Below are 15951 nucleotides of genomic sequence, written 5' to 3' on the forward strand. Positions count from 1 at the left end.
GCGGGCCTTTTCAATCATCATAACAGCAAGCCTGATCCCTACTTCGTCAGAGTCTTAAGCTTTGCATTAAGCTTCTCCGAATCAGCATTACGACCCAAACGGAAGTAAACTTTTTGCAAAGAAACCAGCGTATTACGGTCATCGGGCTGCAACTGAAGCGCCTTTTCAAAATAAGGAACCGAGGCTTCAAAATACTTTTTGCCCTCAGTCTCAAATTTCTTACCTGAAACCTGGTAAGTTTTCAAATCCATCTTGCTAGCCTTGGTGTAGGCATCAGCGGCTTTATTGTAATTGTAGACGCCAAGGTTAAACTGCGCGTCGAAATTGTTGGGCTCCAACTCAACTGCTTTCTTATAGTCAGCAACAGCCAGCTCGTTTTTCTTTTGCTGGTCATACATCGAACCACGCACTGCATAAAGGTTCGAATTGCCGGGGTCAGCAATGATGGCCTTGTTGATTTTGGCAAGAGCATCTTCCCCTTTACCGCTGGCGAGCGACATGTTCAAATCCTCCAGCATGAAGGATTTATTGTTGGGATAAGCAGCCAGTGCCTGCTGCACGACTTTAGCGGCTTCAGCGTTATCGTTCTGCTGCTTGGCCATTTGAAGCAAGCGCGAATACAAAGTCACCGACTTGTAGTTCATACCCAGCAACTGATTGTAGCTGGCTTTTGCGCCCGCAAAATCCTGCTTAGCTTCGGAAGCATAGGCCGAATAAAGCACTGCCGTAGTATCCTGTGGCTTGATTCTCGAAGCCAGTTTATAGCTCTCAATTGCCTTATCGTATTCTTTGGCATTGTAGCTATTCACGGCGTCGTTGAAAGCACGACCATATAGGCCATCCATTCTGGCAACGGCCTGCTTGCCGAATTCACCATCTTTGGTATCCAGTTCAACGGTCTTATTATAAGACTCATACGATTTCTGGAGGCCCTCGCCCGGCTGCAGCTGCTTGCCGTAGATGGGGCTTTCCAGCATGCCTTCGTAAACCTGACCACGGGTAAACCAGGTTTTGGCTTTGCCGCTGGTTTTTTCGTTTACAATGGCTTTGTCAATGTCCGTGCGAGCTTTATCCAACAAGCCGGAACGCTGGTTCAGAATGGCGTTGGTGACGGCTGAAGTTTGGGCGAAAGCCAGCGAGGGCAACCCACCGGCCAAAGCAACGGCGACGGCAATCGTCAGAAAGGTCTTCTTCATGAGTTCGGGAATTGGCCGGGATTCAAGTCTGAGTAAAAATCACCCGACTTGATAACGGCGGGAAAAATGAAAAAAGTGAATTTTTGGGGTAAGGACCGAAACCGGAAACGATGGGTTATGGCCTTGGGTTCGTCAAAAATAAACGGGACGGCCCAAATGGACCGCCCCGCTACTACTTCAGCAATTATGCCAAGTCGTCGGATTCGGATTCATCTTCCGAATCTGCTTCATCTTCGCTGTCGTCCTCCAACTCATTGTCGGTTTCGACAGCCTCGCCGGCGTCATCGGCAAGCGATTCGTTTTCAGCACCATGAAGAGCAACTACCACCTGCGCCCCACCTTCTTCGGTGGTCGTGACGAGTACGGCTTCGGTTTCCTCCTCCTTTTCTTCGGCGGCCACTTTAGCTACCGAAGATATTTCATCGTTGGCGCTGATTTTAATCAACCGCACGCCTTGAGTAGCGCGGCCAATCGTGCGCAAATCGCTCATGCGAAGACGGATGGTAATACCGGACTTGTTGATAATCATCAAGTCGTCAGTATCATTAACATCCTTGATGGCTACCAGATTACCCGTTTTTTCGGTAATCTTCATGGCCCGAACGCCCTTGCCGCCCCGGTTGGTCACGCGGTACTCATCGAGCGAGCTGCGCTTGCCATAGCCATTCTCGGTCACCACCAGTAATTCCTGGGTGGGGTCGGCGAGGCAGACCATGCCCACAACCCGGTCGCCGGGCGTGTCGGACAGGCTGATGCCGCGCACACCAGCGGCGGCCCGACCCATCGAGCGAACCTTGCCTTCGTTGAAGCGAACGGCGCGGCCCGAACGGAGCGCGAGCACCACTTCCGAGTTCGGCGCGAGCAGCTGAACATCGAGAATGCGGTCGCCTTCGTTGATGGTGATGGCGTTGATGCCAGCCGTACGGGGGCGCGAGTATGCTTCGAGGGGGGTTTTCTTGACGGTGCCCTGCTCAGTGCAGAACATCAGGAAGGTGTTTTCCAGATAATCCGGGTCTTTGAGGCCCCGCACATTGAGTACGGAACGCACTTTGTCTTCACGCGGAATCTCGATAAGGTTTTGCAGGGGCAGGCCCTTGGTGGCCTTCCCTCCTTCCGGCACTTCGTACACCTTGAGCCAGAACACGCGGCCAAGCTCGGTGAAGAACAGCAGGTACTCGTGGGTGGTGGCCACGAAGAGATGCTCCGTGAAATCGTCCTTCTTGGAGATGGCCCCACGCGAACCAGCCCCGCCCCGGCCCTGAGCCCGGTATTCGTCTAGGTTAGTACGCTTGATGTAGCCTTCGCGCGAGATGGTGATAACCATGGCCTCGTCGGCAATCATGTCTTCGGTCGAGAAATCACCACCGATATAGTTAATTTCCGTGCGGCGGGCATCGCCGTAGCGCTCCCGGATATCAAGCAGCTCGGTTTTGATGATGCCGCGCTGCAGTACATCCGATTCGAGCACCGACTTCAGGTAGTCGACGAGCTTCATCAGCTCGTTGTATTCGGCCACGATTTTGTCGCGCTCCAGGCCGGTGAGGCGCTGCAGACGCATGTCCAGGATGGCGCGGGCCTGCACTTCGCTCAGCGCGAAACGCGAGATGAGCTGGCCACGGGCCACCTCAGGGTCGCGCGAGCTGCGAATGAGGGCAATCACCTCGTCGAGGTGGTCGAGGGCAATGAGCAGGCCTTCAAGAATGTGGGCCCGCTTCTGGGCTTCGGCCAGCTCGTAGCGCGTGCGGCGCACGATGACTTCGGCGCGGTGCTCGACAAAGTACTGGATGAGCTGCTGGAGGTTCAGCGTCATCGGGCGACCTTTGACCAGGCACACGTTGTTGACGCCGAAGGAGCTTTGCAGCTGGGTGTACTTGTAGAGGTTGTTGAGCACCACGCTGGGCATGGCATCACGCTTGAGGTCGTAAACGATGCGCATGCCGTCGCGGTCCGACTCGTCGCGCATGTCGGAAATGCCCTCAATCTTCTTATCGTTGATGAGCGCGGCCGTCTTCTCAATCATCGACGCCTTGTTCACCATGTAGGGAATCTCGGTGACGACGATTTGCTCTTTGCCGGTTTTGGAGGTTTCGAACGAGGCTTTGGCGCGCATGACCACGCGGCCCCGGCCGGTTTCAAACGCCTGCTTCACGCCCTCGTAGCCGTAGATGATGCCACCGGTGGGGAAGTCGGGCGCCGTAACGTACTGCATGAGCTCGGCCACCGTGATGTCGGGGTTTTCGAGGTAAGCAATGATGCCGCTCACGACTTCCGTCATGTTGTGCGGGGCCATGTTGGTGGCCATGCCCACGGCGATGCCCGTCGTACCGTTCACCAACAGGTTGGGGAACTTGGCGGGCATCACGCTGGGCTCTTCAAGCGAGTCGTCGAAGTTGGGCTGAAAATCGACGGTGTCCTTGTCCAGGTCGCCGAGCATTTCATCCGAAAGGCGCTTGAGGCGGGCTTCGGTGTAACGCATAGCCGCCGGCGAGTCGCCATCGACAGAGCCGAAGTTGCCCTGGCCGTCTACCAGGGGATAGCGCAGGCTCCAGTCCTGGGCCATGCGCACCATGGTGTCATACACCGAAGAGTCGCCGTGCGGGTGGTATTTACCCAGCACCTCGCCCACGATACGGGCCGATTTTTTGTAGGATTTATTGTAGCCCACGCCCAGCTCGCTCATGCCGTAGAGCACGCGCCGGTGCACGGGCTTCAAGCCGTCGCGGACATCGGGCAGGGCCCGGGAGATGATAACCGACATCGAGTAATCGATGTAGGCGCCCCGCATCTCGTCTTCGATGTTAATCGGAATGATTTTTTCGCCTTCCGCCATTGAGGGGGTTGATAGGCGACTTGAAAAAACCCAAATAAGGTGGTTTTAAGCCGCAGGGTGAATGGTTCTTTATATGCGTGCGAAGATACAATAAAAAGGCCGCAACGACAAGCGCTGCGGCCTTTTATAGACTTATTGAAGAAACTATCGAAAGGTGGCCGGCGGCCGGTACCAACCCTCAAAACCACCAAACCAGGGCCTTCCCTCCCACCGCCGCCGCCGGCTTAGCGAATGGACTTGCTGCGGTCGTTGTCATGCTGCGCGGGTTTGGAATTCGTGGTCTTGATTTTCTCGCCGATGGCGGGGTTCTGCTTCTTCCAGAGCGGCTGGCCCCGGTACTTCACCCCGCTGTGCAGGTGCACCTTGCGCACGTGGCACGATTCGATGGGACAGGTACGGCAGCTGGCTAAGGCCACGAGCAGCGTACAGAATATCGAGCGAAAAAGCAGCTTCATGGCACAAAGGTAACGCATAGGAAAGGCGGCAACAGCCCGCATTGGGCCACACGGCGGCTAGCCGATTTTAGTCCTCGCCGTCCCACTCGGCCAGAAAGCGGGCCACGTAGGCTTCCATAAACGCATGGCGCCCGCGGGCCACGGCGCGGGCACCATCCGTATTTAGCCGGTCCTGAAGGTGGAAGAGCTTTTCGTAGAAGTGGTTGAGCGTAGGGGCCGTATTCTTCTGGTAGCTGGCAAAACTGTCGTGCACCATCGGCGCAATGGCCGGGTCGTGCAGCGGCCGGCCGGCGTGCCCACCGTAGGCAAACGCCCGCGCAATGCCAATGGCCCCGATGGCATCTAGCCGGTCGGCGTCCTGCACCAGGGCAGCTTCGATGCTCGAAACCGGCGTGGCTACGCCCGAGCCTTTGAAGGAAACCTCCCGAATAACGGTTTCGACGCGCACAACAACTTCTTCGGCTACCTGCTGGCTGTGCAGCCAGGCGCGGGCGGCGCGGGGACCGGCTTCGTAGTCGCCGCCGTGGAATTTCCAGTCGGCGATGTCGTGGAGCAGGGCAGCCAGCTCGGTCACCAGCGCATCGGCCTCGGGATGAGCGGCGGCGAGGCGACGGGCCATCAGCCAGACGCGGCGGATGTGTGCCCAGTCGTGCCCACTGCCTTCGTTGGCAAACTTGTCTTCGATAAAGCGGGCGGTGGTGGCGATTACGTCCAAGAGAACTGTCAAAATGAGGTATTAAAAAAGCGGCCGCAACCCATGAGGAGCGGCCGCCGGGAAGCGGGCAAAAGTACGGGCTTATTTCTGTTCATTGAGGTCCCAGTCATACTTCAGGTAGGTCAGGGGCACATCGGGCTTGATTTTTTGCGTGGCGTAGCGGTTCACAAAATCCTGGATGGAAGTGCTGCCGTTTTTGGTGAAGTCCTTGGGGTAGAAGCTGAAGATGGAGGAGAGCTGCGGCTTATCGGCGGGCGTCAGCTTGTTTTTGGCGGGGTTGTTCACAAAGTCGCGGCCCTGCTCGTCGAGCTGCGCATTCAGGCGCGGGCCGACGTAGGCCTCGTTGCGCAGGCGGGGGCACGACATGGCCGCGCACACCAGCGCCACATGGATGCGGTTGTCCTCAAAGTTCTTGCGGATGATGCGGTGCTCGATATCATTGAGGGAATAATCTTTGCCGTCGAGCTTGATAAAATGCTGGTCCCAAGGCGTATCAACGAAGATTTTAGTACCGCCCAGGTCCTTAATGCTCTTAACCGGATAGGCGCGCAGAATGCGCTGCACGGTGAAGGCATTGTAGGCGTTTATCCAGTAGGCCAGCTCATTGTTGGAAGTCCAGCTCTTGCTGGGCAGGTGCGCAGACAGGTCTTGCAAATAAGCATTGAGCGCGAGGCTGTCGCCCTGCCACGCTTTGTAATCGACCAGTCCCTGGTTGTTGACGTATTTTTTCAGCTGGCTATCCCAAGCGGCGTGGGTGGGCGGCGTGGTTGCCGTTTTGGCCGTAGGATTGAGGGGAATAAGGTAGCGGATATAGCCGCAGCCAGAGGTGAAAGCCGTAACCAGCGCAAACAGGCACAGGAACGTAAAACGGGGAATTAAGCGCATGAAGCAGGTTCGTAAAAGAGTGGTGATGTCGGGCTTGATGCCCTGACAAAAAGCACTTACGCAGCCAGACACGATTTAAACAGTTTCATACGCTGTTTAGCGACACACCCGGTACGTCATCCTGCGCGTGATGTCAAATGACTACACTTCGGATTACTCAACAGCCCCACGGGGCGTACCGGGGCGTACCGGGGCGTACCGGAAGAAATCAGAATAAGTTGGTTCATTTACCATTTCTGCTACGCGAGCGGAGTATCGGCATACCACCCGGGCAGCGGGCCCGCTCCCGATGGGTTCAACCCAAGAAATTCACTGCGATTACAGTTAGCTGCCGTTTCTTCGCCTTATAAAGCTCCATTTCTATGATTTCCCGTTATCTCCTTTCGGCGGCCCTGCTCCTGCCACTGGCGTCGGCACCGCAGCTGGCGGCCGCGCAGGTGCCCCTGGCCACCCCCGCGCCAGCAGATACCACGCACAAGTACCAGAACCCCGCCGGGGTGTCCTCACTGATTAAAAAGTCTTTTTTCAAAAGCAAAGGGTTTCGGGCCAGCATTGTGCCGGCGGTACTGATTAGCTACGGCATCAGCACCATCAACGGCAATGGCTTTTACAGCTCCTACGATGCCAAGAGTGACATTCACCACACGTTTGGCGACTACAGCAACCACATTGATGACTTCCTACAATGGGCGCCCTACCTAGAGATTCCCGTGGTGCTGCTGGCCGGCGTGGAGTCGCGCAGCGACCGGATAAACCTCGGGCTCGTCATCGTGAAAAGTGAGCTGATTATGCTTTCCTCAGTGTATGTGGTGAAAACCCTTACCCGCATCGAGCGACCCGATGGCTCCAATAGTCTATCGTTTCCATCGGGGCACACGGCGCAGGCCTTTCTGGCCGCCAGCATTGTGCACACCGAGTTCCGCGACAAAAGCCAGTGGTACGGCATCGGGGCTTATACGCTGGCTACGAGCGTGGCTGCCTTCCGCATGATAAATAACAAGCACTGGGAGTCGGACGTGGTGGCCGGGGCGGGCTTCGGCATTCTCTCGGCCCACGTGGCCTACCTGACCCACCGCAACCGCTGGGGCCACAAGCCCACGGGCCGCGGCATCGGCGACACCAGCTTCATGCCCATGTGGACCCCGGCGGGCGCCACGGGCCTGTGCTTCACCTGGCGGCCGAAATAGCAGCCGAAGAGCCTCTGGATAAACGTCATTCGGCCCGTCGAAACAATATGTTCCGGCGAGCCGAATGACGTTTGAGCGGGCTTTATGCGTTAGACTATCGGAAGTTCGGCACGCTCCGCATTATCGGTGCCAGTATCTGCCTGCTCATCCAATGCTTCCAGCTCGACTTCGCGCTGCCAGATTTGGGCTGGGTTGAAAAGACCGGTGGCGGCAACCAGGTCTTCGAGCAGGTGGTCGAGCAGGTGGTCGTCGGGAGCGGATTGCTCTTCCGGATTGGGAGGCGTTTGATTCGGGTCCATGAATCGCCTACGCTAACTGGTGACCTGACGGCTATTATTTTGGGTAACCGCCGGCAATACTCCGGTGAAATGCATTATACTACCCGCCCCCGATGGTCAGTGTGGCGGTACCGCCCCTACTTCAACAGCATGATTTTAGAATTTCAAACCGATTTCATTCCGCTAATCACTACGGGCGTGAAAGTCCATACCATCCGCTTCGGCAACCGCTGGAGCGCCGGCCAGTCTATTAAATTTTATGTGAACGTGGGGCAGGACGGCATGCGTAAGTTCTGGCCCGACGGAGTGGCGCAGAATGTTCAGAACATTCGAGTGGAAGTAAGTCACGGAACCCCGGTAATCGAAATAAACGGCCGCCAACTGTCGGCCCCGGAACTCACCGAGTTTACCCACCGCGACGGGTTCGAATCGCCCGGGCTGCTGCTGCAATTCCTGGACGGCTACCACGGGCTGCCTTTCGTGGGCCAGCTCATTCACTGGAGCAGTCTTCGCTACTAAAGGCCGGCCACAAAAAAACCCAATGCAAACACTTGATTTGCATGGGGTCTAATACACGATTAGCCGCCTGTCGGACTTGCCAGTACCACTACTTAGTATGTGGGGATGCGCAGAAGCCCCCTGCGGGGCCTTTTACGCCCACCGATGAGCTAGGGGGGTTTACAGTTAGAGCCACGTTAGCGCGGCAGTCAAGCAACAGGTGGCAAAATAATTGGGGGCCCGCTTATCAAAGCGGGTTGCCACGGCCCGAAAACGTTTTAAGCCATTGATGGCTCGTTCAATCTGGTTTCGTTCTATACATTTCAGCATCGTGTTCGAGGGATAATGTCCAGTTTTTCTTGCTGGGAATCCCGGCTCCGGCTTGTCCTATCTGGACGCGCACGTAGTCCGCGTCGTAGGCGCTGTCGGCCAAGACGACCTGCCCCGCCCGCAGGTGGCTCCGCAACAGCCCCGGGACTTGCGGGCAATCGCCGGCTTGGCCACCGCGGTCAGGGCCAGGGCGCAAATCCGGCCGTGGGCGTCGCAACTCAGGTGGTGCTTGGTTGTGAAACCACCCCGGCTAAGGCCGAGCGCCTGGCCGACGGGACTATCTTTTTTTGCCCCGGCCGCCACCTGGTGCGCGCGTACGGCCGTCGAGGCGTACAGGGCCGGTAGCCGTAGCGCCGGTCCTGGCGGATGGTATTTCCGTAGTAGCGAAGGAAGGCTTGCCGCCCACCCGGCCCAGCCGTGTGCTTGCTTTCGCACTATTTATTTACCCATGACCCTAATCCTTCGCCCCGTTACCCTGGCCGCGCGGCTGCCCCTTGGCCGACTTCTACCAGCACTTCGGCTACGCCCACGACGCGGCCGCGCAGCAGGCGCTGGCCGCATCGTGGGCGTAGCCCATCCCGAGTGGGGGGCGCTGTATCTGCTCGATGATGCCGGCCAGGCCGTGGGCTACGCTGGCATCACCTACTTCACCTTCGAGCGGGGCGGGCGCTACGCCCTCGTCGATGAACTGTACATGGCCGGCGCGGCCCGCAGCCGGGGCGTGGGCCGCGCCGCGCTGCTCCTGTTGCAGCAGCAGGCCCGGGCCGCAGGCCTAGTGGCCTTGTACCTGCAAACCGAGCCCTACAATGCCCGCGCCCAGCGCCTCTACGAGTCCGTGGGCTTCGTGGACGATGAGCGGCGCAACCTGGCCTGGCTGAGCGGGGCGGTTCCGGGCAAGGAATGAGTACGCCTGGAAAAAGGTCGGAGTGGGTAGCCGCCTTTCGTGGCGCTGGACCTGGGCATCGATACGTCCACGGACGGCCGGCAGCTCGTCGGGAGTAGCCGTGTCGGTCTGGATAACCAAGGCCGTGCCGCCCGCCTTTTCAATTGCCGCCACCACCGCGTTGCCTTCCGACCGGATGCGGCTCAGGGTGGCCACTTTGCCGCCCTTCGCAGCCAGCCACAACGAGGTCGTCTTGCCGATGTCCAAGCTACCGCCCGTAACCAGACAGTTTTTTTGAATCGGGTTATGGCGCGCTGTCAATGAAAAGCAAAAAAGCCAATGGCTGCCTTGGGGCAGCCATTGGCTAGTATATCTATCGGATGCAAACCGGGAGAATAAAGCGGGCCTAGGACCTACCGGTGGGCGCGTAGGAGCCGTAGAGCTTATCGACCTGCGCGGCGGGTGGGCCCTGCTTAGCCTCGTTGGCGGCAGCCGTGGGCGGCTCGGTCCAGGGCATCTTGCCCACAATCAGCTTGGGCAGGTTGATGAACACGTCGGTACCGCTACGCCGCACCACGGCGTCGAAGGGAATGTAGACGTCGCTCTTGAGCAGCCCCTGCTTGACTACCATATACCCCGGTCCGTCCCCGTCGTTCACCACTTTATCGACCGTGCCAATCTTGCCGTCGCCAGAGCCATGCACCGTGTCGCCGACTGCCACCGCGGGCACGGGCGGGTGCTCGATGCTCGCCAGAAAGTCGTCGACGGTGATGACGCCGTTAGCAATCAGGGGAAAGTTGATGTGGATGGCTGCCTCGTATTCGGGCAGGCCGGCCGCGCCGATGGCGTCGGAAATGAAGGTAACGTCGTAGCCGGCTTCGGTGCCGTGGCGGCCGGTGCTCTCGCAGCAGAGGTTGGCCGTCATTCCGGCGATGACCAGGTGGGTGATGCCGCGGCTTTCCAGGTGCTCGGCCAAGTCGGTCTGGAACACGTCGCAGCTTTTGTGGGGTAGCAGCACGATGTCGCTGGCCTGAGGCTGCAGCTCGGGGTGGAAGTCGGCGCCCCAGCTACCGGCCAGAAACATCTTGTTCTCAAACATGAGGCGGTTGATGCCGCTGCGCTTCTGCAGGCTGTGCTGGGCGTAATCCTCCTCAGTGTAGGCCATGGGCCCGAACAGCACCTGGATGCCCTGGGCGCGGGCGCCATCGATGGCCCGCTTCAGGTTGGGGATGACGTTGTTCTTTTCCACCGTGCCCTTGGTCATCTCCCACGCCGCGCCGCCTTCGGAGAGAAAGTCGTTCACGGGGTCAATCACCAGCAGCACGGTGCGGTCGGCGGGCAAACTGCGACCGGTTTCGCCCTTGGGCAAATAGGTTGCGGCGGATTGGGGGCGGGGAGTATTTTCCATAGCGGGCGTTGGGTTAAGAGAAACAGAACGGGTCGAGTCGGCGGGCCGGCCTCCGCTTGGCGTTGGCATGTCCAGCCCCAGTACAGGACTTGTACTTACTACGCTCCCCTACTACCAATCGTTGTATAATAAAAGGCAGGGCATACCCCCTGTTCAAGGCGTTATCAGGGGCGTTATGAGGTTCCAGCAGCGCCTTAATCCTGTCTTTATGGGTTATAAGCCATTGTACTGGCAGTGCAGGAGTGTCCGGGAAGCAGGAGCTAACACGCTTTAATACCGGCGGGGAAAAACAGCGTTTTGTCTTGGTCCACTTGGTGAGGGGCGCCGGGGTGCTTTCCCCTGAACCATGCCGAACTACCTCATCCACCGGGGAATCGAGCAACGGCCCAGCCCTGTGACTTTGAGAGTGCTCATCAAGTCTAAGGCCGGGAATGGCGCTATTCACCGATAACGTACACCGGCACGGCCTGCGCATCGACGCCCCGACCAGTCGCCTTCCTGACTTTTCTGCCATTCAGCAAGCAGCATGGAGCAGGCAATTTCCGAGGCTGCCGTGCCCCCATCGATGCTGACCAGGATAGTCAGGTTGTCGCCCTGCTTCATGGTGCGCTCGAATCATGCTTGTTGATGAGCATGAAAGTGTAGGTCAGCTCGTAGTAATGGCCCTGGTTAAAAGTTATTGATTTTTAGCGCTAAAGGCGATGAGTCAGTTCTCGTTTTCGAAGAGGGGCCAGGGGGTAAGGCGAACGGGGAGGGCGGCAAGCACTGCGTAACATAACTCACCAGGTCGGCCGCCCCCAGCAGACCGGCCAGCTTGCACACCCGTTTCAGATACTTATTCATCACCTGATTCGGATGCACCGGCAGCAGCTTTAGCCGTTCCGCATCGGCGTACTTGTCAATGATAGCCGCCGCCGGAGCAGTCAGGTAGATGCTCACCCCCGCCCGCGTCTTGCTCATCATCAGCCGCAGTACCCGCCCCCCGTTCCATTCGTGCAGGTTGCCCCGGTGCAGCCCCGATACGTCTGAGTAGCGCAGCCCCGTGTAGCAGTAGAACAGAAAAATATCCCGCGTCGGCACCAGGTTGGCCGGCAGCATCGCCGTTTCCATCCTGCCCAGGTCCTCCGCCGACAAGTAAAGCTTCGGCACATCAAACCCCTTAATCGTGATTTTACGGATTTCCAGCCCCAGCGTCACTCCTCGCTCATCGCGCAGCCACCGCAAAAACGCCTTCAAATCCTTCAGCGCCGTAGCTACCGAGTTTGGCCCGAGCTTGCGCTCCTCCCGCAAATACACCATCAGCCGGTCATGCAGCTCCAGACTATAGGTCGTTGGGTCCAGTAGCACCCCGGCCCACTTCTCAAAGCCCACCATCCAGTTCCGCGTCACCAAGTGGTGCCGCAACGTTTCCTTGGCATAGCCCCGCGCCAGCATCGACTTGCGGTAGTCGTCATACCACACCGTCACCGATTCCTGCTCGACCACCACCGCCTCGGGCACCGGGGCCGGCCGCAGCGCCACCCGCAGGCCGGCCACCGTCGGGGCCTCCCCTTCAGCCCGCAGCTTCCGCCACCACGCCAGCGCATCATTCGTTAGCCGGGCCAGCAGGGCGTTGGCATCATCCGGCAGCGGATACGACTTCCGGAATTCCTGCCGGGTTGCGTTCCAGTCCGCGGGCTTACATTTTTCGCCGGTGGCACATTTGAGGCGAACCCCATCAAAATAAACGACCAGGTGCACGGGGCACCGGCCCACGCTATCTTTCTTGTCGGTGCGAAGAACGAATTGGGTAACCATACAAAAGGGGGGCGTCTGTCCCACCGTAAAGTGAAAGATTCGCACCCAGGAGTACCGATTCCCCTAGACGCAAAAAACCCGGAAAACGGCCTCCACGACGTGTGAAGCAGTTTTCCGGGTGTTCCGGTAAAGGATAAATGAGCCGCCTGTCGGACTCGAACCAACGACCCTCTGATTACAAGTCAGAAGCTCTACCAACTGAGCTAAGGCGGCGGGTTGGTGATGCAAAAGTAAACAGCCAACACCGTATTCCCAGCAATTGGGCCACATTTAGCAAAAAAAGCGGGCCGGCATCATCGAAGCCGGCCCGCTTAGCCTTGGTTAGAAGAGCTAATTAGCTGCGAATCATCCGCAACTGCTTCTTCAGGGCTTCGATGCGCTTCTGGCCTTCGGCGATGCGGCCCTGGTACTCCTCGCGGAGCTGGGAAGCATTTTTGGAGCGGGCGAAGAAATCGAGGTTGGTTTGCAGGGTCGAGTGGTCGTTTTCCAGCTCGTTAATTTCCTTGCGCAAGGCCATTTCCTTGCGCGTGAGCTGCTGCTGAGCCTGCGGGCGGGCTTTGAGGCGCGCTACTTCGGTCTGGAACAATAAATCGGTACGGTCGGCGTAGCCCAGGCCGGGAACGTGGTCGAGGTACTTGCCGAGCAGCGACAACAGCTGCTCTTCGCTGCGGTCGGCGGTGCCGCGGCCGGGCTGCTCGTCGTTGGCATCAAACTCGGTGGCCCAGCCGGCCAGGATGGCCCGGAAGCCTTCGAGCGAGCCCGGTGCATCAACGCTGAGAGCATTAACCTGCTCGGCGATAGTATCGAGGTGCGCGGTCTGCTCAGCCGACGACTGCTGCACCTTCTCCTCGCGGAAGCGGGATTCCTGCTTGGGACGCTCAAACACGGCATCGCAAGCGGCGCGGAACCGGTGCCAGAGCTTATCGGCCAGCTTATCGGGCACGCGGCCTACGTCCTTCCACTCCTTCTGCACCCGAATGATTACCTGACGGGCAGCGTCGCCGTCGGCATTGTTGGCGGCTTCTTCGGCCTGGTCGATAAGGGCCTGCTTGGCTTTCACGTTCGCCGACTTCTCGTTATCGAGCGACTTAAAGAAGTCGTTCTTCCGGTTGAAGAAAGCCTTGTAGGCCGCCCAGTATTGCTTGTTCAGGGCATCGGCCTGGGCGCGGGGCACAAGGCCGGCAGCTTCCCACTCGGTCTTGATTTCCTGAAGCTCATCGGTCTTCGAGCGCCACAGGTTTACGCGGTCAGTTTCGAAGGTAGCGAAGGGTAGCACGCGCTCCAACAGGGCCTGCTTCACCACAAGGTTGGCTTTCTCCACGGTCGAGCGCTGGTCCACGAACTCCTTGCGGCGCTGGTGCAGCACATCCGAAGCAGCAATGAAGCGCTGCCACAGCGGCTCGCGCTGGTCGTTGGGCACGGGGCCGATGTTCTTCCAGTCCTCGTGCAGCTTGGTGAGCTCATCGAGGGCTTTATTGATGCCGGAAGCCGAGCCGAGGGCTTCGGCGCGCTTGATGAGGGCCTCTTTGGCCTCCAGGTTGCGGCGGCGGTCCAGGTCCTTCATCTGCAGGAACTGGCCCTGCTTGCTGTAATAGATGTCGAGCAGGCCGTGGTATGTATCCCAGATACCCTGGCTGTCGCCCTGGGGCACCGCACCGGTGGCTTTCCACTCGGCCTGCAGGGCCTTCAGCTTGCCGGAGCTGTCTTTGGTTTCGGCGGCGTCAACCAGCGTACGGAGCTGGTCGAGCAGGGCTTTTTTCCGGCTGAGGTTGTCGCCACGGCTGGCGTCCTCGGCTTTGGCATCTTTGGCGCGGCTCTCGCGGAACTCCTGCAGGGCTTTGTTCAGCTCCTGCTGGCCTTCGGGCTGCTGGAAAGCAAAGGCTTCGACACCTTCGCCACCGGCGGCGAATTTCTCGCGAGCAGCGGTGCGGACCAGACCCACGTTGGTTTCGTACTGGCGGGTGAGGTCTGAAATCTGCTTGCGATTTTTGCCAGCGTTGGGGCTGCGCAACAAGCCCACCAGGTAGCTGGCCTGGGCCGGCAGGTCGAGGGCAGTGAAATCAGGAGCAGCGGTTTCAGTAGCTGCTTCACCTTCCACGCCGGTTGCTTCTTCGCCAGCATCAATAGCCGCAACATCGGCCGGGGCCGCATTCAGCGGGGTTTCCGACGAGGTGGGCAGCGTGGCCAACGGCTCCTGCGCGGCTTCCAGCTCCGGGGCATCGTGCAGGTCCACAGTGGGCAGCGCGGGAGCCTGGTCTTCGACGGTGGCAGCCGTGTCTGGGGCGCTCAGCGTTTCGGGGTCGGCAATGGGCGCGGGCGTGGCACTGTTGATGTGCTCGGCAGCGGGCAGGGCTTCGGGATTGGGTGTAGTGGCCATTACTTCGCCGTAGTGCTCAATGGCGCGGGCCTGCGGAGCCGAAACATCGCTGCCATCCACGCTTACGGGATGGGAAACGTGCTGGGCAGTTTCGGCGGCGGCGGCGGCTTCGGGCGTGCCGGGCGTGGGCACGACTGGGCCGAGGTCGGCGGCGATAACAGCGGCCCCGGGTGTTTCGGCTGTGCCAGCACCCTCGGGCTGGCCGGCGGCCAAATCGGGGGTGCCCTGGGCGGGCAGCTCTACCTGCGTTTCGCCGGCCGCGTTGGGCGTGGCTGTAGTGGAAGGCGCAGCATCATCGGCCGGGGACGATTTGCCCTGAATTTCGGCCAGACGGCGTTGCAAAATGGTCATCCGGTCTTCGCCGGCCGGGTCGTTGCCGCCCGCGAGCGGAGCAGTGGGGTTTTCTTCAGCAGCCATAAATCTTCGTAAAAGCCAGCCCGGAGCAGGGGGCCAGAGGGGAGAGCAAAAAAAGTGGGAATAAAACAAAGGTCCGGACAAAAACCTCATTAGTTGAGCCGGGGGTCGACGGGATAGTTGGCCAGGACTTTAAACTTGCCGCCCTTCTCCCGCAGAATTTCCCGCCAGAACGCATCAGATGCCAAAGTAAACACTTTCCCAGCGCTTGCGGGGTGCCGTATCCAACTCTGCCCCTGCATTTCGCCGGCCAGCTGGCCCGCCGACCACCCCGAATATCCAGCAAATAGCCGCACATCACCGGCTTCGAGGGCCCCACTGCCGAGTAAGCCGAGCAGGGTTTCAAAATCGCCACCCCAATACACGCCCTGGCCCAAATCGGTAGCCCCGGGCAGGTCAGCCCGGCGGTGCAGGTAGTGCAGCGTGTTGGGCTCGACGGGCCCACCCACGTAGATGGGCACCATGGCGGCGGCCGTGGCCTCGGGCGGCAGGTCGAGCACGTCGTCGAGCACGAGGCTGGTGAGACGGTTCAGCACGAGGCCGAAGGAGCCATCGGCAGGTTCGTCGCGGCAGAGCAGCACCACGCTGCGCTCGAAATTGGGGTCGCCGAGGAAGGGCTTGGAAATGAGCAGAGTACCGGGCCGCATGAGAAGAGAAATTATAAATTATTTTTTGAATTATAAATGGCATTGCGAACC

Annotated in this window: 13 protein-coding genes, 1 tRNA gene and 1 pseudogene; 3 read left to right on the plus strand and 12 right to left on the minus strand. The window is 59.1% G+C overall.

Annotated features, from left to right (window positions below; translation table 11 throughout):
- Positions 1–38: 38 nt before the first annotated feature.
- From KQ659_RS10505 to KQ659_RS10525, 5 genes are all read right to left on the minus strand, one after another.
- Positions 39–1196, minus strand: a complete 1158-nt coding sequence (locus KQ659_RS10505) for a tetratricopeptide repeat protein (RefSeq protein ID WP_216688836.1) — start codon at positions 1194–1196, stop codon at positions 39–41.
- Between the two features lie 184 nt (positions 1197–1380).
- On the minus strand, positions 1381–4026 hold the full coding sequence (gyrA, locus tag KQ659_RS10510) for a DNA gyrase subunit A (RefSeq protein WP_216688835.1): 2646 nt from the start codon (positions 4024–4026) through the stop codon (positions 1381–1383).
- 224 nt (positions 4027–4250) lie between these two features.
- The gene (locus KQ659_RS10515; protein WP_216688834.1) at positions 4251–4481 is read right to left on the minus strand and encodes a hypothetical protein; all 231 of its coding nucleotides are present in this window, start codon (positions 4479–4481) and stop codon (positions 4251–4253) included.
- A gap of 67 nt (positions 4482–4548) precedes the next feature.
- Positions 4549–5208: an HD domain-containing protein gene (locus tag KQ659_RS10520; protein WP_226929932.1), complete on the minus strand. Its 660-nt coding sequence runs from the start codon at positions 5206–5208 to the stop codon at positions 4549–4551.
- 69 nt (positions 5209–5277) lie between these two features.
- Entirely contained in the window at positions 5278–6081 is an 804-nt protein-coding gene (locus KQ659_RS10525) for a DUF547 domain-containing protein (RefSeq protein WP_216688833.1), read from the minus strand.
- A gap of 362 nt (positions 6082–6443) precedes the next feature.
- On the opposite strand from KQ659_RS10525, the gene KQ659_RS10530 reads away from it, so the two are divergent.
- Positions 6444–7268, plus strand: coding sequence for a phosphatase PAP2 family protein (locus KQ659_RS10530; protein ID WP_216688832.1), 825 nt, complete (start codon positions 6444–6446; stop codon positions 7266–7268).
- Positions 7269–7357: 89 nt separating this feature from the next.
- On the opposite strand, the gene KQ659_RS10535 is transcribed toward KQ659_RS10530, so the two are convergent.
- On the minus strand, positions 7358–7567 hold the full coding sequence (locus tag KQ659_RS10535) for a hypothetical protein (RefSeq protein ID WP_216688831.1): 210 nt from the start codon (positions 7565–7567) through the stop codon (positions 7358–7360).
- Between the two features lie 129 nt (positions 7568–7696).
- Here KQ659_RS10535 and KQ659_RS10540 point away from each other — a divergent pair, with 129 nt between their 5' ends.
- Both KQ659_RS10540 and KQ659_RS10545 read left to right on the plus strand, forming a co-directional pair.
- Entirely contained in the window at positions 7697–8065 is a 369-nt protein-coding gene (locus KQ659_RS10540; protein WP_216688830.1) for a hypothetical protein, read from the plus strand.
- A 757-nt stretch (positions 8066–8822) separates the two neighbouring features.
- Positions 8823–9278: a GNAT family N-acetyltransferase gene (locus KQ659_RS10545; protein ID WP_216688828.1), complete on the plus strand. Its 456-nt coding sequence runs from the start codon at positions 8823–8825 to the stop codon at positions 9276–9278.
- Positions 9279–9335: 57 nt separating this feature from the next.
- Here the strand turns inward: KQ659_RS10545 and KQ659_RS22115 are convergent.
- The 6 genes and pseudogenes from KQ659_RS22115 to KQ659_RS10575 form a co-directional block, all read right to left on the minus strand.
- Positions 9336–9578, minus strand: a pseudogene (locus KQ659_RS22115) (SDR family NAD(P)-dependent oxidoreductase); the annotation flags it as partial.
- A gap of 85 nt (positions 9579–9663) precedes the next feature.
- On the minus strand, positions 9664–10665 hold the full coding sequence (locus tag KQ659_RS10555) for a cysteine hydrolase family protein (protein WP_216688827.1): 1002 nt from the start codon (positions 10663–10665) through the stop codon (positions 9664–9666).
- A 669-nt stretch (positions 10666–11334) separates the two neighbouring features.
- Entirely contained in the window at positions 11335–12462 is a 1128-nt protein-coding gene (locus KQ659_RS10560; protein WP_216688825.1) for a hypothetical protein, read from the minus strand.
- A gap of 140 nt (positions 12463–12602) precedes the next feature.
- A tRNA-Thr gene (locus tag KQ659_RS10565) sits at positions 12603–12675 on the minus strand.
- A gap of 121 nt (positions 12676–12796) precedes the next feature.
- Positions 12797–15256, minus strand: a complete 2460-nt coding sequence (locus KQ659_RS10570; protein WP_216688824.1) for a DUF349 domain-containing protein — start codon at positions 15254–15256, stop codon at positions 12797–12799.
- Between the two features lie 89 nt (positions 15257–15345).
- Positions 15346–15900: a YqgE/AlgH family protein gene (locus KQ659_RS10575; RefSeq protein ID WP_216688823.1), complete on the minus strand. Its 555-nt coding sequence runs from the start codon at positions 15898–15900 to the stop codon at positions 15346–15348.
- Between the last annotated feature and the right edge of the window lie 51 nt (positions 15901–15951).

The sequence above is a fragment of the Hymenobacter siberiensis genome (assembly GCF_018967865.2).
GTDB lineage: Bacteria > Bacteroidota > Bacteroidia > Cytophagales > Hymenobacteraceae > Hymenobacter > Hymenobacter siberiensis.